This window comes from Cupriavidus sp. L7L (genome assembly GCF_004353535.1).
In the GTDB taxonomy this organism is placed as follows: domain Bacteria; phylum Pseudomonadota; class Gammaproteobacteria; order Burkholderiales; family Burkholderiaceae; genus Cupriavidus; species Cupriavidus oxalaticus_A.
Genome location: NZ_SMNY01000022.1, coordinates 30,719 through 50,419 on the forward strand (window position 1 = coordinate 30,719; position 19,701 = coordinate 50,419).

Annotated in this window: 17 protein-coding genes and 1 pseudogene; 12 read left to right on the forward strand and 6 right to left on the reverse strand. The window is 69.7% G+C overall.

The window, feature by feature from the left end:
• Nucleotides 1-14 precede the first annotated feature (14 nt).
• Both E1J61_RS19620 and E1J61_RS19625 read left to right on the forward strand, forming a co-directional pair.
• Nucleotides 15-2,999 (forward strand): DUF4157 domain-containing protein, encoded by a 2,985-nt coding sequence (locus E1J61_RS19620; RefSeq protein WP_133095700.1) that lies wholly within the window; start codon nucleotides 15-17, stop codon nucleotides 2,997-2,999.
• Nucleotides 2,996-3,460: a hypothetical protein gene (locus E1J61_RS19625; RefSeq protein WP_133095701.1), complete on the forward strand. Its 465-nt coding sequence runs from the start codon at nucleotides 2,996-2,998 to the stop codon at nucleotides 3,458-3,460. The genes E1J61_RS19620 and E1J61_RS19625 overlap by 4 nt, the downstream gene beginning before the upstream one ends.
• Nucleotides 3,461-3,531: 71 nt before the next feature.
• On the opposite strand, the gene E1J61_RS19630 is transcribed toward E1J61_RS19625, so the two are convergent.
• Nucleotides 3,532-4,575, reverse strand: coding sequence for a sigma-54-dependent Fis family transcriptional regulator (locus tag E1J61_RS19630; protein ID WP_243736927.1), 1,044 nt, complete (start codon nucleotides 4,573-4,575; stop codon nucleotides 3,532-3,534).
• A 232-nt stretch (nucleotides 4,576-4,807) separates the two neighbouring features.
• Here E1J61_RS19630 and E1J61_RS19635 point away from each other — a divergent pair.
• The 4 genes and pseudogenes from E1J61_RS19635 to E1J61_RS19650 all read left to right on the forward strand — a co-directional run.
• Nucleotides 4,808-5,578, forward strand: a pseudogene (locus E1J61_RS19635) (aminomethyltransferase family protein); the annotation flags it as partial.
• 360 nt (nucleotides 5,579-5,938) lie between these two features.
• The gene (adh, locus tag E1J61_RS19640; protein WP_133095702.1) at nucleotides 5,939-7,459 is read left to right on the forward strand and encodes an aldehyde dehydrogenase; all 1,521 of its coding nucleotides are present in this window, start codon (nucleotides 5,939-5,941) and stop codon (nucleotides 7,457-7,459) included.
• 115 nt (nucleotides 7,460-7,574) lie between these two features.
• Nucleotides 7,575-8,603, forward strand: coding sequence for an alcohol dehydrogenase AdhP (adhP, locus tag E1J61_RS19645; protein WP_133095703.1), 1,029 nt, complete (start codon nucleotides 7,575-7,577; stop codon nucleotides 8,601-8,603).
• Between the two features lie 14 nt (nucleotides 8,604-8,617).
• Nucleotides 8,618-9,013 carry a DUF779 domain-containing protein gene (locus E1J61_RS19650; protein ID WP_133095704.1) on the forward strand — a complete coding sequence of 132 codons (396 nt, stop codon included), beginning with the start codon at nucleotides 8,618-8,620 and terminating at the stop codon, nucleotides 9,011-9,013.
• A gap of 6 nt (nucleotides 9,014-9,019) precedes the next feature.
• Here E1J61_RS19650 and E1J61_RS19655 read toward each other — a convergent pair whose 3' ends face one another.
• Together E1J61_RS19655 and E1J61_RS19660 are read right to left on the reverse strand one after the other, a co-directional pair.
• Complete coding sequence (locus E1J61_RS19655; RefSeq protein WP_133095705.1) at nucleotides 9,020-10,981, reverse strand: sigma-54-dependent Fis family transcriptional regulator; 1,962 nt, start codon at nucleotides 10,979-10,981, stop codon at nucleotides 9,020-9,022.
• A 179-nt stretch (nucleotides 10,982-11,160) separates the two neighbouring features.
• Nucleotides 11,161-11,403, reverse strand: a complete 243-nt coding sequence (locus tag E1J61_RS19660; RefSeq protein WP_133095706.1) for a hypothetical protein — start codon at nucleotides 11,401-11,403, stop codon at nucleotides 11,161-11,163.
• A gap of 206 nt (nucleotides 11,404-11,609) precedes the next feature.
• On the opposite strand from E1J61_RS19660, the gene E1J61_RS19665 reads away from it, so the two are divergent.
• From E1J61_RS19665 to E1J61_RS19675, 3 genes are read left to right on the forward strand one after another with little or no spacing between them, the layout of a single operon-like run.
• A complete protein-coding gene (locus E1J61_RS19665) occupies nucleotides 11,610-12,584 on the forward strand; it encodes an alpha/beta hydrolase (RefSeq protein ID WP_133095707.1) in 975 nt (324 codons plus the stop codon).
• 55 nt (nucleotides 12,585-12,639) lie between these two features.
• Nucleotides 12,640-14,796: a penicillin-binding protein 1A gene (locus E1J61_RS19670; RefSeq protein WP_133095708.1), complete on the forward strand. Its 2,157-nt coding sequence runs from the start codon at nucleotides 12,640-12,642 to the stop codon at nucleotides 14,794-14,796.
• Nucleotides 14,797-14,841: 45 nt separating this feature from the next.
• Nucleotides 14,842-16,095, forward strand: a complete 1,254-nt coding sequence (locus tag E1J61_RS19675; protein ID WP_133095709.1) for an arsenic transporter — start codon at nucleotides 14,842-14,844, stop codon at nucleotides 16,093-16,095.
• Between the two features lie 44 nt (nucleotides 16,096-16,139).
• Here E1J61_RS19675 and E1J61_RS19680 read toward each other — a convergent pair whose 3' ends face one another.
• Nucleotides 16,140-16,337 (reverse strand): arsenite efflux pump ArsB, encoded by a 198-nt coding sequence (locus tag E1J61_RS19680; protein WP_240745822.1) that lies wholly within the window; start codon nucleotides 16,335-16,337, stop codon nucleotides 16,140-16,142.
• Between the two features lie 323 nt (nucleotides 16,338-16,660).
• On the opposite strand from E1J61_RS19680, the gene folE reads away from it, so the two are divergent.
• Together folE and E1J61_RS19690 are read left to right on the forward strand one after the other, a co-directional pair.
• A complete protein-coding gene (gene folE / locus E1J61_RS19685) occupies nucleotides 16,661-17,410 on the forward strand; it encodes a GTP cyclohydrolase I (RefSeq protein ID WP_133095710.1) in 750 nt (249 codons plus the stop codon).
• 56 nt (nucleotides 17,411-17,466) lie between these two features.
• Nucleotides 17,467-17,910, forward strand: a complete 444-nt coding sequence (locus tag E1J61_RS19690) for a BLUF domain-containing protein (protein ID WP_133095711.1) — start codon at nucleotides 17,467-17,469, stop codon at nucleotides 17,908-17,910.
• Nucleotides 17,911-17,967: 57 nt separating this feature from the next.
• Here E1J61_RS19690 and E1J61_RS19695 read toward each other — a convergent pair whose 3' ends face one another.
• Together E1J61_RS19695 and E1J61_RS38885 are read right to left on the reverse strand one after the other, a co-directional pair.
• Entirely contained in the window at nucleotides 17,968-18,219 is a 252-nt protein-coding gene (locus E1J61_RS19695; protein ID WP_133095712.1) for a hypothetical protein, read from the reverse strand.
• Between the two features lie 181 nt (nucleotides 18,220-18,400).
• On the reverse strand, nucleotides 18,401-18,658 hold the full coding sequence (locus tag E1J61_RS38885; protein ID WP_371704464.1) for a zinc ribbon domain-containing protein: 258 nt from the start codon (nucleotides 18,656-18,658) through the stop codon (nucleotides 18,401-18,403).
• 375 nt (nucleotides 18,659-19,033) lie between these two features.
• Here E1J61_RS38885 and E1J61_RS19705 point away from each other — a divergent pair, with 375 nt between their 5' ends.
• Nucleotides 19,034-19,681, forward strand: a complete 648-nt coding sequence (locus E1J61_RS19705) for a response regulator transcription factor (protein WP_133095713.1) — start codon at nucleotides 19,034-19,036, stop codon at nucleotides 19,679-19,681.
• The last annotated feature ends 20 nt before the right edge of the window (nucleotides 19,682-19,701 follow it).

Genomic DNA, 19,701 nt, shown 5'->3' on the forward strand with positions numbered 1-19,701 from the left:
CGCCGGCGAACGCCATGCAGACCCGAGCCCACGCTGACCGCACCGCCGACACCGCCGGCACCGACCGCGCCGGGAAGTCCGCCAATGCCGGGCGCCAGCCGGGCGAGGGCGCCGACCCCGCCGGCACCCGGCTTGCCGGCGCCGCGCAGCTTGGCAACCTGGCCTTGCAGGACCTCTGCGCGCGTGGCGAGATCCGCGCCAAGCACGCGGTGGGCGCACCCGGCGACCCCGAAGAAGCCGAAGCCGACCGCATGGCCGATGCCGCGCTGGCCTCCAATCCCGTCGCCAGGCCCGCCGGCTGCACCTGCGCGGCCGGCCTGCCGCCGTGCCCCCATTGCCAGGCCGCGGCGCATGGCACCGTGCGCCGCAAGCCGCGCGGCCACGGCCTGCCTGCCGGTTCATCCAACCTGTCGCTGGGCCATGCGCGCCGCCTCGGCGACAACGAGCGCAGCTTCTTCGAGGCGCGCTACCAGGCCGACCTGTCCGATGTCAGCATCCACGACAATGCCGAGGCCGCCGCCAGCGCGGCGCAACTGGACGCCCGTGCCTTCGCCCTTGGATCGCACATCGCCTTCGGCGCCGGCCAGTACCGGCCGCACACCAGCGATGGCAAGCGGCTGCTCGGGCACGAACTCGCGCACGTGCTGCAGGACGGCCGTGGCGCGCGGGCAGAGCCGACGCTGCGCCGGGATCCGCAGCAGTCCTCCGCTTCGTCCGCGGCACAGGCCTCTTCTCCGCTGAGCCTGGCGCCATCTGCCGACGAACCCCAGGTCTGCCAGGCCGAAGCCCCGGCCGCGCCGCAGATGTGCGTGGCGCCACCAGACCCGGCCAACCCGACCGTACTGAACCTGACCGGCCCGCTGGACGAGCGCGTGTCGTCCTTCAAGGAACTGGTGAAGACCACGGCCATCCACCGGTTGCTGGCGAACAAGCGCAATCTCGGCATGTGGTCGGAACTGGTGGACGAAATCATTCCCAGCGAAGACCTGGCGGCGATGGGCATGACACAATCCGGCGCGTCGCGCCCCTATTTCGAGCTGCAGGAAATGCGCGACCCGCTGATGCGCGAACTGCGCGCGAGGCAGGCGTTCGGCGAGTTCCGGGCCTGCACGGGGTGCCACCTGGAAACCCAAATCTCCGCCTCGCGGACCGAGCGCGAGGCGCTCAGCTTTGGCAGTTGGGCAACCCCCACCGAACTGCGCGCGGGAGTGCGCCCGCCGTCGCGCTTCGACATGCTGGCCGGCCGGTCCGCCCTGCCGGACCTGGGTGCGCTCTACGGGCTCACCCCGGCCCCCGCCACCGGCACGGCAACGCCGCAGGCGGCCAGCGGCGCCGCGCGGCCGAGCCTGTACCGCCCGCCGGCCGGCTCGGCCGAAGCCGAGCTGCACCAGATGTTTCCCGATCCCGCGGCGACCCGGCAAGCGCTGGCCCGGGTCGGGCCGATCATGCAGGCACTGGGGCCGGAGGGCTACAAGGTGCTGCCGGAGGGCATGCTCGGCACGTTGCGCACCGGCACCGCGCGGGAGATACGCGATCAGATCCTGTCGGCCATCACCACGCGCCGCGGCAACTACGACGAGCTGATCAGCAAGATCCGCGCGAACGAGGTCGGCTACGAGCATTTCGGCCCCGTCATCAGGAGCCTGCTGCCGCTCGCCGACACCGAGGTCCGCACCGCCATCCAGGATGAGATGGACCGCAACGCGTTCTGGGAGAAAGTCGAGTCGGTCGTCGTGGCCGCGCTGTCGGCGCTGGCGCTGCTGCTCGCCATCTTCCCGCCGACCTCGGCCGCCGGCATCGCCTTCTTCGCCGCGCTGGAAATCTCGCTTGGCGTCTATGGCGTGCAGAAGGGCCAGGAATCGATGCGCATAGGCTCCGCCTACGCGCTGGCCACCGGCGCGCATGACGTCTTCACGCCCGAGCAGCAGCGGGCCGGCAACGCGATGGTGCTCGGCGGCTTCATCAGCGTGGCCACCGGCTACCTGGGCATATTCAGCGGAGCCTTCCGCATGGGCGCCGCCCTGCCGCGCGCGGCTCCGCTGGCGGAAGGCACCACCGCGCTGGCCGCCCGCGGCACCACCGCGGCCCGCACCATCGAGCGTGGCGAGTACGTCATCACGATCGGCGAGGATGGCTCCATGTTCGTGACCGTCGCCTCCCGCCCCGACCTGGTGATCATGGTGCGCGGCGAAACCGCGACGCTGTACCAGCTGCTCGAAGGCGGCGGCATGCGGGTCGCCGCCACCGCCACGGTGCCGTCGCGGGCAGCGGGCCCGGCGCCGCTGCTGCTGGGCGCGGGTAGCGAAACCGGCGCGGCCAGTACCGCGCTGGTGCCGGCGGGCACACCGTCCCTGGTCGCGCCGGCGCCGGGTACCACGGGCAGCGCTCCGCTGATGCTGGGCGCCGGCAGCGAAGCGGGTGCCGCCAGCACCGCCCTGGTTCCGGTCGGTCCGCAGGCGCTGGTGCCGTTTGCGCCGGCGTCGCCCTTGTCGACCACCGGCCCGCTGTCGCTCGGCACCGGCCAGGCCAGCCGTGTGCTGATCACGCCGCCGCCGCGCGAGCCGCTGATGCTCGGGCCGGGCAATGCCACCACGTACACCTGGGACGAAATCAGCCGCATGCGCCAGCCCATGCTGTGGCAAGAGCGCGAGACATACCTGCAGCAAGTGTACGGCGCGCCGGGACAACAGCACTTCCCGGTGCCGAATACCGGCGGGCGCTACGTGGACGTACCCGTGCCGCAGGCCGGCGGCGGCGTGCTGGCGGGCGAGGCAAAATCGTACACGCGCTGGATCGGCGTGCCCGGACAGCGCGGCGGGATTCCGAACCAGGTCGAACTCACCGACCGCATCCGCGAACAGATCCAGCGCGATGTCTGGCTGCGCAACAACGTCCCGGGCTATGATCCACGCTGGATGTTCACCGACGCCCCGCCCTCTGCAGCGTTGCGGCAGGCGCTGCGGGACGAGGGCATCGTCTTTATCGAGTACAGCTTTTGACCGAGCCCGCCCAACCCCTCCCTTCGCTGGCCGCCCGCCGCGCCTGGCTGGACACGCTCAAGGCGCGCCAGCGCGACATGCTGGACGAACTCGCGCAGGTCGCCGGCATCGTGCCCCACAGCGCCCTGTCGGACGACCCGCAGGGCCAGTTCGCGCGGCTCGCGGCCTTTGTCGATCGCACCGACCTGCAGGCGGCGACGGACGACGCGCGCACCTGGCTGCTGAACCGGCTCGGCCTTTACCTGGCGCACTACGTGATGGCCCGCCACGGCGGCCAGCTCACGGTGCAGGACAATCCGCAGCAGCGCTTCTATCTTGCCTTTGTGGTCACCGGCATGGACGCGCCGGTGCCGGCCGGGGCCAGGCTTGACCCGTTCGCGCTCGCATACGACGCGATCCACGCACTGCCGCGCATCCCGCTCGGCACGCTGCTTGCCACCGCCGAACACGAGCTGGCCTGAATCGGCCCCCTGAATCGGCCCCCTGAATCGGCCCCCTGAATCGGCGTATCGCAAGCGCGCCTGCAAGCCGGCTAGGAGAACTCGGCCCGATCGATGCCGTGCTTCTTCAGCAACCTTCCGAAGACCCGTCGCTCCTTGCCCGCCTCACGCGCCGCCGCTGACACGTTGCCGTGGCTGCGCGCCAGCGCCGAGCGCAGGTAGGCCGCCTCGAATGCCGCCAGGGCCTGGTCGCGCGCCTCCTTGAATGGCTGCATGCCGGGCGCAGCCTCGCTGGCCAGGTCGACCGTGCAGTGCGTCGCCGGGCAGCCTTCGGCATGCACCACGCGCCCGTCGCACGACAGCAGGCAGCGCTGCACGAAGTTCTCCAGCTCACGCACGTTGCCCCGCCACGGCTGTGCCAGCATCCACGCCAGCGAGGCCTGGTCGAACCGGCAGCCGGGCCAGCCATAGCGGGCACAGAAGCGCGACGCAAACAGCTCGACCAGCGGCGGGATGTCTTCGGGGCGCTCCCTCAGGCTGGGCATGCGCACGTTGGCCACGTTGAGCCGATAGAGCAGGTCTTCGCGGAACCAGCCATCCTGGGCGCCCTGCTTCAGCTCGCGGTTGGTGGCGGCGACGATGCGCACGTCGGCCTTGCGGCTGTGCGGGGCACCCAGCGGCCGGTAGCGGAAGTCCTGCAGGAAGCGCAGCAGCGACGCCTGGCTGCGCAGGGACAGCGCATGGATTTCGTCGAAGAAGAGCGTGCCCCCTTCTGCCTGCGCGACCAGGCCGGCGGCATCGCGGCGCGCATCGGTATAGGCGCCGCGCACGTGGCCGAAGAGTTCGCCTTCGAACAGCGTTTCGGGCAACGCGCCGCAATCCACGGGGACGAAGGGCCGGTCGCGGCGCCCGCCGCGATAGTGCAGGCTGCGCGCCACCAGCTCCTTGCCGGTGCCGGTCTCGCCCAGGATCAGCACGGGCACGTCGACGCGGGCCAGCCGGGCCACCACCGCCATCGCCTCCCGGAACACCTGGCTGGATCCCAGCAACCCGCCGGGGTCCTCGCCGTCCGGCATGACGCCGTCCTCCCCTGCCTGCGCGATGCCGGCAGGCGCGAATTCTTGCTTCGGAGACATCTTTCCCTCCCCCGGCGCCGGCAGCGCAGCGACAAGCATCGCGCGTCACGGGCCCAAATGCCTCACCCGGCGCCTTTGTGCAGGGCAGCAGCAAGCGGCGGGATGGCTACACACTAGCCCATGGCGGCCGAAACGCAATTAAGTTTGCCGCAGATCAGCTTTCACACGGCATTTGCAGCTTGTATTCAAGGATTTAGGCGTTTCGCAGGGCGACGCGAAAGCGCATTGAAGTGAGAAGCGCTGCGTGATCGTCGACATCACCGGCCAGTACGCGGTGCTGGCGGTGATGGGGCCGCGCTCGCGCGAGCTGCTGCGGAAGGTGTCGCGCGCGGACTTCTCCAACGAAGGCTTTCCCTTCGGCAGTTCGCGCGAGATCGATCTCGGCTATGCCACCGTGCGCGCGACCCGCCTGACCTACGTGGGCGAGCTGGGCTGGGAACTGTACGTGCCGGTGGAATTCGCCGTGGGCGTCTACGAGACCCTGCACGAAGCCGGGCGCACCCTCGGGCTCATCAATGCCGGCTACTACGCGATTGAATCGCTGCGGCTGGAAAAGGGCTACCGCGCCTGGGGCCGCGAGCTGTCGCCGTCGGTCAACCCGTTCGAGGCGGGACTGTCGTTCGCCTGCAAGCTGGCCAGCGGCATCGACTTCCGCGGCCGGCAAGCGCTGCTGCGATTGCGGCGGGCGGGCGGTCTCACGCGGCGCATGGTGGTCGTCACGGTGGATGGCGCCAGCGATGCCATGCTGTGGGGCGGCGAGGCGGTACTGCGCACCGGCCCCGACGGCAGCGTGCGCGCAGTGGGATCGCTCAGTTCCGCCGCGTTCGGCCATACGCTGGGCTGCCCGGTCGGCATGGCCTTGCTGGCGCGCGAGGATGGGCCGGCCGATGCGGCCTGGCTGGAAGCCGGCACGTATCACGTGGACCTGGCCGGCGCGCTGCTGCCGGCACGCGTACACCTGCGCGCGCCCTACGATCCGGCATCTGAGCGACCTAAGGGTTGAGCATCGGGCCGCGCGGAAAATACCTGCAAGCGACGCACCGTTCGCGAGGGCGGTGACCATCCCGCGTGTTTTCTCCCTCTCCCGCTTGCGGGAGAGCGTTTGCGAGGGGTGGTGGCAAGCGCCAACCCGGTCGCCTAGCGGCGTCAGTTCACCAAGTGCTCCAATCTGGAACACCCGCTGTCACGCGCTGGCACACCGCCTCCAGCGCGTGACACATTCCTGGCCGCTCTCCGCGGCCATTCCTCTCAATTTCCCTCGCTTTTCCGCCTCTACGCACTCCGGCACAGCTCTTGCGATCTGCCTGCCTGCGCACGGCCCTGGCCGTGGCGACACGACACAGATCATCGAACGGAGCGAGACATGAACATGGCGGAAATCGCCCAGCTGGGCGTCAGCAACCCCTACAAGCAGCAGTACGAGAACTACATCGGCGGCCAGTGGGTGCCGCCCGCCGGCGGCGAGTACTTCGAGTCGGTCACGCCGATCACCGGCAAGCCGTTCACGCGCGTGCCGCGCTCCAACCAGCAGGACGTCGATGCCGCGCTCGATGCCGCGCACGCCGCCAGGGCGGCATGGGGACGCACCTCCACCACCGAGCGCGCCAACATCCTGAACCGCATCGCCGACCGCATCGAGGCCAACCTGACGCTGCTGGCGGTGGCCGAGACCATCGACAACGGCAAGCCCGTGCGCGAGACCACCGCCGCCGACCTGCCGCTGGCGGTCGACCACTTCCGCTACTTTGCCGGCTGCATCCGCTCGCAGGAAGGCGGCATCTCCGAGATCGACGGCGACACTATCGCCTACCACTTCCATGAGCCGCTGGGCGTGGTCGGCCAGATCATCCCGTGGAACTTCCCGCTGCTGATGGCCACCTGGAAGCTGGCGCCGGCGCTGGCCGCCGGCAACTGCGTAGTGCTCAAGCCGGCCGAGCAGACGCCCGCGTCGATCCTGGTGCTGATGGAGGTGATCGGCGACCTGCTGCCGCCCGGCGTGGTCAACGTGATCAATGGCTTCGGGCTGGAGGCGGGCAAGCCGCTGGCATCGAGCCCGCGCATCAGCAAGGTGGCCTTCACCGGCGAAACCACCACCGGCCGGCTGATCATGCAATACGCGTCGCAGAACCTCATCCCGGTGACGCTGGAGCTGGGCGGCAAGTCGCCCAACATCTTCTTCGAAGACGTGCTGGCCGCCGACGACGCTTACTTCGACAAGGCGCTCGAAGGCTTTGCCATGTTCGCGCTGAACCAGGGCGAGGTCTGCACCTGCCCGTCGCGCGCGCTGATCCAGGAATCGATCTACGACCGCTTCATGGAACGCGCGCTCAAGCGCGTGGCGGCGATCCGCCAGGGCCATCCGCTCGACAAGGGCACCATGATCGGTGCGCAGGCATCGGCGGAACAGCTCGAGAAGATCCTGTCGTACATCGACCTGGGCCGCAAGGAAGGCGCGCAGTGCCTGGCGGGCGGCGAGCGCAATGCGCTGGACGGCGACCTGGCGGGTGGCTACTACGTCAAGCCGACCGTGTTCGCGGGGCACAACAAGATGCGCATCTTCCAGGAAGAGATCTTCGGGCCGGTGGTGTCGGTCACTACCTTCAAGGATGAGGAAGAGGCGCTCGCCATCGCCAACGACACGCTCTACGGCCTCGGCGCCGGCGTGTGGACGCGTGACGGCGCGCGCGCATTCCGCATGGGCCGCGGCATCCAGGCGGGCCGCGTGTGGACCAACTGCTACCACGCTTATCCCGCGCATGCCGCATTCGGGGGATACAAGCAGTCCGGCATCGGCCGCGAGAACCATCGCATGATGCTTGACCACTACCAGCAGACCAAGAACCTGCTGGTCAGCTACAGCCCCAACGCACTCGGGTTTTTCTGACGACGCTCAAGGCATGGCGCAATGGCCGCCTATTGCGGCCCTGCCCGTGCCATGATCCGGTTGTGCCCCGCGGACGCGGGGCCATCCCGGACAAGGAGTCATTGAAGGAGTCGAGATGCCTGCAACCATGAAAGCTGCCGTGGTGCGCGAATTCGGCGCGCCGCTCACGATCGACGAAGTTCCTGTTCCCCAACCCGGCCCCGGCCAGATCCAGGTAAAGATCGAGGCCTCCGGTGTCTGCCATACCGACCTGCACGCCGCCGACGGCGACTGGCCGGTCAAACCCACCCTGCCCTTTATCCCCGGCCACGAAGGCGTCGGCTACGTTTCCGCCGTGGGCAGCGGCGTGACCCGCGTGAAAGAAGGCGACCGCGTCGGCGTGCCCTGGCTCTACAGCGCCTGCGGCTATTGCGAACACTGCCTGCAAGGCTGGGAAACGCTGTGCGAGAAGCAGCAGAACACCGGCTATTCCGTCAACGGCGGCTACGGCGAATATGTCGTCGCCGATCCCAACTACGTGGGCCTGCTGCCCGACAAGGTCGGCTTTGTAGAGATTGCGCCGATCCTGTGCGCGGGCGTGACGGTCTACAAGGGTCTGAAGGTGACCGATACGCGGCCGGGCCAGTGGGTGGTGATTTCCGGCATCGGCGGCCTCGGCCACGTGGCCGTGCAGTACGCGCGTGCCATGGGTCTGCGCGTGGCCGCGGTCGATATCGATGACGGCAAGCTCGCGCTGGCGCGCAAGCTCGGCGCCGAAGCCACCGTCAACGCACGCACCACCGATCCCGCCGCGTGGCTGCAGAAGGAAATCGGCGGCGCGCATGGCGTGCTGGTCACCGCGGTGTCGCCGATTGCATTTTCGCAGGCGATCGGCATGGTGCGCCGCGGCGGCACCATCGCGCTCAACGGGCTGCCGCCGGGCGAGTTCGGCACGCCGATCTTCGACGTGGTGCTCAAGGGCATCACCATCCGCGGCTCGATCGTCGGCACGCGCAGCGACCTGCAGGAATCGCTGGACTTTGCCGCGCATGGCGACGTGAAGGCGACGGTGTCCACCGCGAAGCTCGACGACATCAACAATGTGTTCGGGCGCCTGCGCGACGGCAAGATCGAAGGCCGGGTCGTGCTGGACTTCAACGCCTGACGAGGAGTGGGGTCATGCCGGCTTCCGCATCTGCCGTCCCGTCCGTCGCCCGCGTGGTGGCAACGCCCGCCGCGCTGGCGCTGATCGCGCAGCTGGCCGCGCGGCATGGCCCGCTGATGTTCCACCAGTCCGGCGGCTGCTGCGACGGCAGCGCGCCGATGTGCTACCCCGACGGCGAGCTGCTGGTCGGCCCGGCCGATGTCCGGCTGGGCGAGATCGGCGGCGCGCCGTTCTACATGACGCGCGCGCAGTTCGAGTACTGGCAGCACACGCGGCTGGTGATCGACGTGGTGCCGGGCGCGGGCGGGATGTTTTCGCTGGAGGGGCGGACGGGTCAGCGGTTCCTGACGCGGTCGGAGTTGTTCAGCGATGAAGAGGCGGCGTGGCTGGCGGCGCAGCCGGCTCCGTGATGCGTCTCAGGTATCGCCCAGGTCTTTCAAGCGCCTGTAGATCGTGTTGCGCGACACACCCAGTTCGCGCGCAGCGTGGCTGACATTGCCCTTGTGCCGTGCCAGCGCCTCGCGGATGACCCCGACCTCCCAGCCACGCAAGTCGCGACCATGGCTTTCACGTGAGGCAGGTGCTGCCGCGGCGGTCGCGGACGGCGCCGCTTCCACCGGCCCGCCGCACTCCTGCTCAAACCCCTCCGGCAGGTGCTCGCACCCGATCTCCGCCTCGCCCTCGGCCAGTATCGCCGCCGTGCGCAACACATTGGCGAGCTGCCGGATATTCCCCGGCCACGGATGGCTGCGCAGCGACGCCAGCACCTGCGCGCTGACCTGGACCGGTGATCCGGGCCCGGCCTCTTCCCGCTGCCGTTGCAGGATCCGCTCCACCAGCACCGGCAGGTCGCTGCGCTCGCACAGCGCCGGCAGCGTCACCACCAGTGCATTGATGCGGTAATACAGGTCTTCGCGGAAGGTGCCGTCGGCGATCATGGCGCGCAGGTCGCGGTGGGTGGCGCAGACCACGCGCACATCGACCGGCACCGCGTGCGACGCGCCCAGCGGCGTCACCGCGCGCTCCTGCAGCACGCGCATCAGCCGCACCTGCTGCGCCAGCGGCATGTCGCCGATTTCATCGAGGAACAGCGTGCCGCCATGCGCCTGCGCCAGCTTGCCGGCGCAGCCGCGGCGGCGCGCGCCGGTGAAGGCGCCTTCTTCATAGCCGAACAGCTCGGCTTCGATCAGCGTTTCGGGGATGGCGGCGCAATTGACGGCGACAAAGGGGCCCCTGGCGCGCGGCGAAGCGGCGTGGATGGCGCGCGCCAGCCACTCCTTGCCGGCGCCGGTGCGGCCCTGGACCAGGATCGGGATATCGCGGCCGCTGACCTTGCGCACGCGGCGCAGCACCGCCGCCACAGCGGCATCGCCGGTGTCGAGCGCGGCCAGCGCGGGCGGCAGCGGCTCGTCCGGCAGCGGCTGGCGCACGCTGACCGGCACGGCGCGGTATTCGATGCGCGCGAACACCTGCACGCGGCTGGGCAGCGTCAGCACGTGCAGCGTTCCGGCCGCGCGCGCCTGCATCGCCATGCGCACCGGCTGGCCGAACAGCTCGGCAAAGCCTGACAGCGCCAGCGCGTGCGGCGCCAGCCCGAGCTGGAACAGCCCGCTGCGGTTGGCGGCCAGGAAGGCGCCGTCGGGCGTGAATGCCGCCATGCCCTCGAACAGCGTGCCGACGAATTCCGGCCGCGCATGGAAGCGCACCAGCACGGCTTCGGGGAAATGGTTGGCGAACAGGTGGTTCTCGATCATCTGCGCCGACATCCGCACCAGCGCCATGGTGTGGCGATGGAAGCCGCGGTGGTCGCCGCTGACGTCGAGCGCGCCCAGGATCTCGCCGGTGGGGCCGGCAATCGGCGCGCACGAGCAGGTGAGCTGGTGGTTGGCCTGCAGGAAGTGCTCGCCGGCGTGGACGATGGTGGGGCGCGCCTCGGCCAGCGCGGTGCCGATGGCGTTGGTGCCCTTGCTGGGTTCTGACCATGACACGCCCGGCGCCAGCGCCACGCGGCGGGCGCGCGCGACGAAATCGCCGTCGCCCAGGCTGTGCAGGATCACGCCGCTGCTGTCGGTCAGCAGCACCATGCTGTCGGTGTTGGCGATCTGCGCGTGCAGGGTTTCCATCACCGGCAGCGCGTGGCGGTACAGGTCGCGGCTGGCGTCGACCAGCTCTCCCAGGGCGCGTGCGGCAAGGGCCTCGTAGCCCGGCGCGTGGCCGGCATCGAGCCCGAAGCCGGCCGAGCGCGCATGCGCGCGCGCGATCAGCGCGGCGCGATCGGTGTCATCCGGATTTGCGCCTGCTTCGGCGCCGTGGCGCTGGACGCCGGAAAGCGCTAGGTCTGCGGCGGGATCTGCAGCGGGATGGGCGGCACGGTGCATGACGGCGGGTCTCCAGTGGCGGCCGGCGGCTCGCGTGGCGGCCGCTGCCTTGCCGTCCCCTTGCACACATCGTGCAGGCCGCGCAGGCGGACGCTGCGGCAGGCCGGGCGGCTGTTGTCCGGCAACCTTATCACAGCGGACTGGCCGTGTACGGGATCCGCGCCGCCCAGGGCGCCGGGTCAGCGTTTTTCGTCGAGCAGGTCGTTCAGGATCTCGTCGAACGCCGCCTGGGCGTCTTCCAGCGCCTGCAGCGCCGCATCGAAGGTCTGCAGCGCGAGCTTGGATGGCTTGCCGCTGCCTTGCGGCGGATAGTGACCCTGCAGCGCGGTGAATGCCACCTGTACCTGGCGCGTGGCCGCGACCACGCGCTCCATGGCCTGCGCCTCTTCGGCGCGGAACTGCTCGTCTTTCTGCTCGCTCATGTGGTTTGCTCCCTGGGCGCGCCGTCGGCCGGGATGCCGGTGGGGGTGGGCGCGCGTGTGCGTGTATGAGGCATATCGTACAAGAACTGCGCGGCCCGGCTTGCGCCGCGCGGCCGCGCCTGTCAAAAATGAGGTAGGCTGCGCAGCTTGGGCGGCATGGCCGGCGCCCCCCGGCGCCACGCCCGCCGCGCACCTGAAGACTTGCCATGCGATTCAAGACCCGCCACGCGCTGGCCGCCGCGCTGATGACTGCCAGCGGCTTCGCCTGCTACTGGACCTACCTGACGCTGAACCAGGACCGCCTGCTGTTCGACGCGCGCCGGCGTCCGCCGCGCGACCTGCCGGACGGCATCATCGCGTATTCGCACAGGATTCCCGGCGGGGTGGTGCGTGGCTACATCTACCAGGCGCCCGGCGACAGCGTGGGCGACCTGCTGTTCTACCTGCCCGGACGCGGCGAGGATGTGCTGGAAACGCTGCAATTCGCACGCTGGCTGCCGGCAGGCATGGCCTTCGCCACCTATGACTACCGCGGGCTGGGCCATTCCGACGGCCGTCCGTCCGAAGCAGGGGCCGTCGCCGATGCCAGCCAGTTCCTGCTGCATGTCCGGCGCGTGTTTCCCGACACCCGCGTGCACGTGGTCGGGCGCAGCCTCGGCACCGGCGTCGCGATCCAGCTGGCCGACCTGCAGGAATTCGAGAGCCTGCAGCTGATCACGCCCTACGACTCGCTGCTGGAACTGGTGCGCAAGCGCTTCCCGCTGGTGCCGCTGCGGCAGCTGATGCGCCACCATTTCGATTCGATCTCGCACTGCAAAAAGGTCGTGCAGAGCACCAAGGTGCTGCTGGCGGAGTCGGACGAGGTCGTGCCGCATGCCTGCTCGGAGCGGCTGATGGCAGCATGGCCCGGGCCGGTCGCGCTGCAGACCATGCCCGGCACGGACCACTTCACCATCATCGAACAGCAGCAGACCTGGCTGTCGCTGTTCGAGTTCGCGCGCCAGCACAGCGAGGCCCGGCTGCGCATGGCCGAAGCCGCGCCGGCGCAGCCGGAACCGGACAACGCCGCCGCTACCGCGCCGGCGCTCCATGCCGTGCCGGACGCCATGCCGGACGCCATCGCCCCGCCCGCCGAGCGGGACGACGACGGCAGCCCGCTGCCGCTGGCAGCCACCCGATGACCGCCCCGCCGGTTCGGCGACCCGGAGCAGGTAGCGGAGCAGGTAGAATGCGCGCATGAAAAAAATCGCAGTCAAGGCAGGCGGCGCCATACTGGCGCTGGCTGCGGCCGCCAGCCTGCTCGCCGGCTTTGCCGCGGTGCTGAGCCTGCGGCAGCTTCCACCGGTCGACGCCCTGCGCGACTATCGCCCCGATGTCCCGCTGCGGATCTACACCAGCGACAACGTGCAGATCGGCGAATTCGGCAGCGAGCACCGCGAATTCATCCCCTTCGAGCAGATTCCCCCGCGCATGGTCCAGGCGCTGCTGGCGGCCGAGGACGACCACTTCTACCAGCACGAGGGCGTCGACATCCCCGGGCTGTTCCGCGCCGCGCTGGCCAACCTCGGCCAGGGCTACGCACAGGGCGCGTCGACCATCACCATGCAGGTCGCGCGCAATTTCTACCTGTCGCGCGAGAAGACGCTGGCGCGCAAGTGGTATGAAATGCTGCTGGCATGGCGCATCGACCAGTCGCTGCCCAAGGACCGCATCCTCGAGCTGTACATGAACCAGGTCTACCTGGGCGAGCATGCCTATGGCTTCGGCAGCGCGGCGCATGCGTATTTCGGCAAGCCGCTGGCGGCGCTGTCGCTGGCCGAGAGCGCGATACTGGCGGGGCTGCCCAAGGCGCCGTCGACCATGAACCCGGTGGCCAACCTGCCGCGCGCCAAGCGCCGCCAGGAATACGTGCTGGGCCGCATGCTGGCGCTGGGCATGATCAGCCAGGACGACTACCGCGCGGCCCGCGCCGAGCGCCTGGCCATCTCCGGCGAAACGCCGGGCAGCTTCGCCGGCCATGCCGAATACGTGGCCGAACTGGCGCGCCAGCTGGCGCGCGAGCGCTTTGGCGACGAGGCCTACACGCGCGGACTGAACGTCTACACCACGGTGTCGTCGGTGCGGCAGACGCTGGCCCACGATGCCGTGAGCGGCGGACTGCAGCGCTATGCGCGCCGCCACCGCAAGGCCGTGCCTGAGCTGGCGCAGGGGCCGCAGGCGGCGCTGGTGTCGCTCGACGCCAGTACCGGCGCGATCGAGGCGATGGTGGGTGGCGCGGACTTCGGGACCAGCCGCTTCAACCACGCCACGCAGGCGCTGCGGCAGCCGGGCTCGACCTTCAAGCCCTTCGTTTATGCCGCCGCGCTGGAACGCGGCGTGTCGCCGGGCACGGTCATCAACGATACGCCGCTGGCCAATTCGTCGCGCTGGCAGCCGACCAACGACGACGGCCGCTTTGTCGGCCCCGTCACCGTGCGCCAGGCGCTGGCCGAATCGCGCAACCTGCCGGCAATCCGCACGCTGCAGGCGATCGGCATCCCCTATGCGGTGGAGTTCGCCAGCCGCTTCGGCTTCTCGCCCAGGCGGCTGCCGCGCTACCTGCCGCTGGCGCTGGGCACCGGCACCACCTCGCCGCTGCGCCTGGCCGCGGCCTACGGCGTATTCGCCAACGGCGGCCAGCGCGTGGAGCCCTACCTGATCGAGCGCATCACCGACAGCGAGGGCAACGTGCTGTTTGAAGCAAGCCACACCAGCGCCAATGGCGCCGCGGCGCCGACGCGCGTGATCAGCGCGCGCAATGCCTTTGTAATGGACAGCCTGCTGCGCAGCGTGGTCGACGAAGGCACCGGCGCGGGCGTGCGCCGCTACCTGCGCCGCGACGACGTGGCCGGCAAGACCGGCACCACCAACGAAGTCATGGACGGCTGGTTCGCCGGCTACGCCGGCGGCGTGGTCACGGTGGCGTGGATGGGCTACGACGACAACCGCAGCCTGGGCGAGCATGAGTTCGGCGCCACCACGGCGCTGCCGGTGTGGGCAGCGTACATGGAAGGGCGGCTGGCCGGCGTCCCCGAGGCGCAGCCGGATGCCCCGGCCGGCCTGGTGCGCGCGAACAACGACTGGGTGTATGCGGAATATGCGGACGGCAGCCGTGGCATCGCCTCGCTCGGCTTCCCGCTGCCGCCGGCGGATGCGCCGGTGACGCCGGCAGCCGATCCGGTCGTGGCGCCGGTGGCAAGCAACGCCGCCAGCCCGGCCACCCCGGCCACCCCGGCCAGTCCCGCCACATCCCCGGCGCCGCCGGCCGCGGGCACGCAGCTTCCCGCCACCGCCATGCCGGCGCCCGCCGCCGTGGCCGCGCCCGGCGTTTCCATCAGCCGGGACGGCCTGTAAACTCCTCGCTTTCCCGCCGCCTCACCCCACTTCGAGCCCATCCCGATGTCCAGCCACAGCCCGCTGCTGATCTGGTCGGTCGCCGCGCTGACCACCGCCGGCGTCCTGTTCCGCCCCTTCCGCCTGCCCGAGGCATTCTGGGCCGCCGCCGGCGCCCTGCTGCTGTGCGCCACCGGACTGCTGGCGCTGCCCGACGCATTCGCCGCGGTCATGCGTGGCTACGACGTCTACCTGTTCCTGGCCGGCATGATGCTGATCTCCGAACTGGCCCGCAAGACCGGCCTGTTCGACCACGTCGCCGCGCTGGCGGTGCGCCAGGCGCGCGGCTCGGCGCTGCGGCTGTTCCTGCTGGTGTATGGCTTCGGCACGCTGGTTACGGCATTCATGTCGAACGATGCCACCGCGGTGGTGCTCACGCCCGCGGTGCTGGCCGCCACGCGTGCGGCGCGCGTGCGCCATCCGCTGCCCTACCTGTACGCGTGCGCGTTCATCGCCAACGCGGCCAGCTTCGTGCTGCCGATCTCGAATCCTGCCAACCTGGTGATCTTCGGCGAGCGCATGCCGCCGCTGGCGGGATGGCTGGCGAGCTTCGCGCTGCCGTCGCTGGCCGCGATACTGGCGACGCTGGCCGCGCTGTGGTGGACCCAGCGCCATGCGCTGGCCGAGCCGATCGGCAGCGACGTCCCGGTGCCGCCGCTGTCGCTGCAGGCCTGGCTGACCGCGCTGGGCATCGTGCTGACCGGCATCACGCTGCTGGTGGCGTCGCTGCGCGGCAGTGAGCTGGGCTGGCCCACCTGCGCCGCGGGCGTGGCCACGCTGCTGCTGGTCTGCGCCACCCGGCGCGACCTGCTGCTGCCGGCGCTGGGCGAAGTCTCGTGGAGCGTGCTGCCGATGGTGGCCGGCCTGTTCGTGCTGGTGGCCGCGCTGGAACAGACGTCGGTGATCGGCTACCTGGCCGATGCGGTCGCGGCCGCCTCGCGCGATGGCGGTGCGCTGGCGCTGCTGGCGGTGGGCGGGCTGGTGACGCTGGCGGGCAATATCGCCAACAACCTGCCGGCGGGGCTGATCGCGGCGTCGGCGCTGTCCGCGGGCGATGCGTCGCACGCGGTCACCGGCGCGGTGCTGATCGGCATCGACCTGGGTCCGAACCTGTCGGTGACCGGCTCGCTGGCCACGCTGCTGTGGCTCACCGCGCTGCGCCGCGAGGGGCATATGGTCAGCGCCGGCCAGTTCCTGCGCCTGGGCGCGATCGTCATGCCGGCCGCGATGGTCCCGGCGCTGGCGCTGCTGCTCTGGTAGGTGTTGCGGGGCGCCTGAACGGGTCCGGCACGCTGCCGCGCGCCTCAGCCGGTGGTGGTACGCCCGCCGGTCGGCACGCGTGCGCCCACGGCGATCGGCCGCCGCAAGCCGGGCTTGCCCGCACGGGCCGCGCTGGCGTGATGCTCCGCCACACCCGTTTCCACCGGCGTTGCCGGCAGCGGTACCGTCACGACATGGATCAGCATCAGGCTGCTGCACGGAAAGGCGATCGGCAAGGTCACGTTGTTCCCGACAAAAAGTAAGGCCGCAACTTGCGGTACGCCCGCCATCGAGGTGGCGGGCGGCTCATGTTTGCGGACATTATGTGCGTTTGTCGGCGTCGCGCGGGACGACGTTGAGCGTTGTCACGAACTATTCACGGAGGCACGCGGGACTGTGCGCTATGCGGCGCGTCCGGCAGTGGGCAACGGTCCTCGGGACGCGCGGCAGCGTAGGTTGTCGGGCCACCGCATCTGCCATATAGTGAATCCGGCACACCCGCCGGCGCCCATGCCGGAACACTCCGGGACCACTCCGGAATCCATCCGCAACCACCACGCTACCCATGAACAGCAAGGACGCGGCACGCCGCGCGCATGATCTCCACCCGGCCGACGCGGCGGCCGGCGACCCGGCCTCCTCCGTCTCGGAGCGGATCCGCGCGCGCCTGCTGGCGGCGCAGGAACGCTACCACGCCAACGACAATATCGCCCGCTATATCGAGCCGGGCGAGCTGGAGCAGCTGCAGGCCGAGGTCCAGTCCCGCATCGAAGGCGTGCTGCGCGCACTGGTGATCGACGTCGACAACGACCACAACACGCAGGAAACCGCGCGGCGCGTGGCCAAGATGTACCTGAAGGAAATCTTCGCCGGCCGCTACGCGAAGCCCCCGGCAGTGACCGAATTTCCCAACGTCGGCCAGCTCAACGAGCTGATGATCGTGGGCCCGCTGCGCGTGCGCAGTGCCTGCTCGCACCACTTGTGCCCGATCCTCGGCAAGCTGTGGATCGGGGTCATGCCCAACCAGCATTCCAACCTGATCGGCCTGTCCAAGTACGCGCGGCTGGCGGAGTGGATCATGTGCCGGCCGCAGATCCAGGAAGAAGCCGTGGCGCAGGTGGCCGACCTGCTGCAGGAAAAGATGAATCCCGACGGCCTTGCCATCGTGATGGAGGCCGAGCACTTCTGCATGCACTGGCGCGGCGTGCGCGACACCGACGCCAAGATGACCAACAGCGTGATGCGCGGCTCCTTCCTGAAGGACGACAGCCTGCGGCGCGAATTCCTCACGCTGCTGAACAACAACCGCGGCTAGGTGCCCCGTCTCCGCACCAGCCTCCGCCCCTTCCCCATCACGGAACCGCCACGACCATGCTAGTCCGCCTGATCTATGCCAGCCGTGCCCGCCAGGCCATCGACACGGCCCTGCTCGATGCGATCCTGGCCACCAGCCTGGAACGCAACCCGCGCCACGGCATCACCGGCGTGCTGTGCCACGGCAACGGCATCTTCCTGCAGGCGCTCGAAGGCGACCGGCAGGAGGTCTCGCAGCTGTTCCAGTCGATCACGCGCGATCCGCGCCACCAGGACGTGACGCTGCTGCATTTCGAGGAGACCTGCACGCGCGACTTTGCCGGCTGGGCCATGGGGCAGGTCAACGCGGCGCGCATCAACACCGCGACGCTGCTGAAGTTCTCGGCACACGCCGAACTCGATCCGTTCCGGACCAGCGGCGCGGCCTCGCTGGCACTGCTCAAGGAACTGATTGCCGGCGCCTCGGTGGTGTCGCGCCTGGGCGAGCGCGGCCGGCACTGAGCCGCGCTGCCAGCGGTGTCTTGCGCCCCTCGGCGCTCTTCTCCCGGCGCTCCCGCGCTACGCCGCCACGCGCCCGAACAGGCCGCATTCGAGATCGCTCTCGAATTCCTCGACCCAGGCCGAGCCCGGCCCCGCCTCATAGACGCTGACCGCGTCCGTGCCCAGCCGCCTCACGCTGACGCGGCGTCCCTCGCCGCCGCCCTCGTCCGTGATCTGGAACGCCTCGGTTGCAATCCCGACATGCATGCAAACCTGCGTTACCTGTTGCTGCTCGTCGGCGGGAAACTGGGAAAACGGTCTCGTGGCCATGGCATCCTCCGTCAAGGTTGAGATCGCCGCTTGCGCGCAGCGCGAACGCGCGTGGCGGTGCATGCGCCACGCATAAAAAACCACTCGGCATCCCGCCGGCTTTGTCCGGCGGCATGCACGCCAGCGCCCCGCTGCGGCCTCGCGGCGGAGCGCAAATCTCCTGGGACGTTGCTGTTACGGCTCAGCTCTTGCGCTGGGTCACTGCCACGAACGGGGCCGGCGCGTGCTGGACGGACTGGCTGCCGCATTTCGGGCAATTCGGATGGGCAGAGACATGTTCCGCGAGATGCTCGGTTTTCTCGAACACATGACCGCACTTCTCGCAGCGGTATTGATAGACGGGCATGGCAAATTCCCCCACGCGGCACGCGCCGCAAGCGCCACCCGGCGCGAGCCGGGCCTGCGCGGCATGATGGCCGCGGGCGCGTGTCAGGTTCATTCTAGGACAGCGTGCGCGGGCCAACGTGAAAGTTCGATGGCTGCTGCTGCCGGCGCGCCGGCATATGTCGCCGGCAATCCACTTCCTCGGTAAGGACACTGCTGCGCCATGCGTTGATGTCCCGCAAATGCCATTGCGCGCGATCCGCGGAAAAATCGCGCAGCCTTCGCGCAGTTCGCCGTCAATGCATGTGGGGTTCAGGCCGTACCCTTGTATTCCACCTGCCCGTCCGTACGACCGCAGTGACCGGGAACTAGCCGAATTGCGATTCAGGGGCGCCGGGAACATAGCCAGAATGCGGATTTTGGGTGACGCCGCGGCGCCTGCAGGGGCCCCGGCCAGGCAAGCGCCAAGAACCCGGAGGACTAGAAAACGATGTACGACCGAATCATCCGTGTCGCCCTGGCGGACGACCATCCGCTGGTCATGGTCGCGCTGCGGGACTGCCTGCAGCGCACGCCCAACTTCCAGGTCACCAGCAACTGCGGCAACGGCACGGAACTGCTGGCCGCGCTCGACCGCGAGCCCGCCGACATTGCCATCACCGACTTCTGCATGGGCCGGGGCGATGCCTCGTCGGACGGCTTCAACCTGCTGAACCGGCTCGCGCGCCGCCATCCGCTGACCCGCATCGTAGTGGTCAGTGCCCAGGCCAATGCCGCCATCATCCGCCGCGCCATGAAGCTGGGCGCGCGCGCCTACGTCAGCAAGGAAGACCCGATCGATGAAGTGGTGCGGGCCTGCCTCCAGGTTGTCGCCTGCGATGGTCGCTACCACTCGCCTGCGGCGCAGGCCATCCTTGACAGCGCCGCGCTCGCCGCGGCGCCGGCGACCGAACTGACGCTGCGCGAACTGGAGGTGGTCAGGCTTTATGCGCAGGGGATCCAGCTCGCGGACATCGCCGGCAAGCTCGGGCGCTCGGTCAGCACCATTTCCAGCCAGAAGACTGTTGCCATGCGCAAGCTCGGGGTGCAGACCAACACCGGCCTGATCCGCTACGCGTATGAAAACGGCCTTATCTGAACCCCTGGCAACGTAGACCC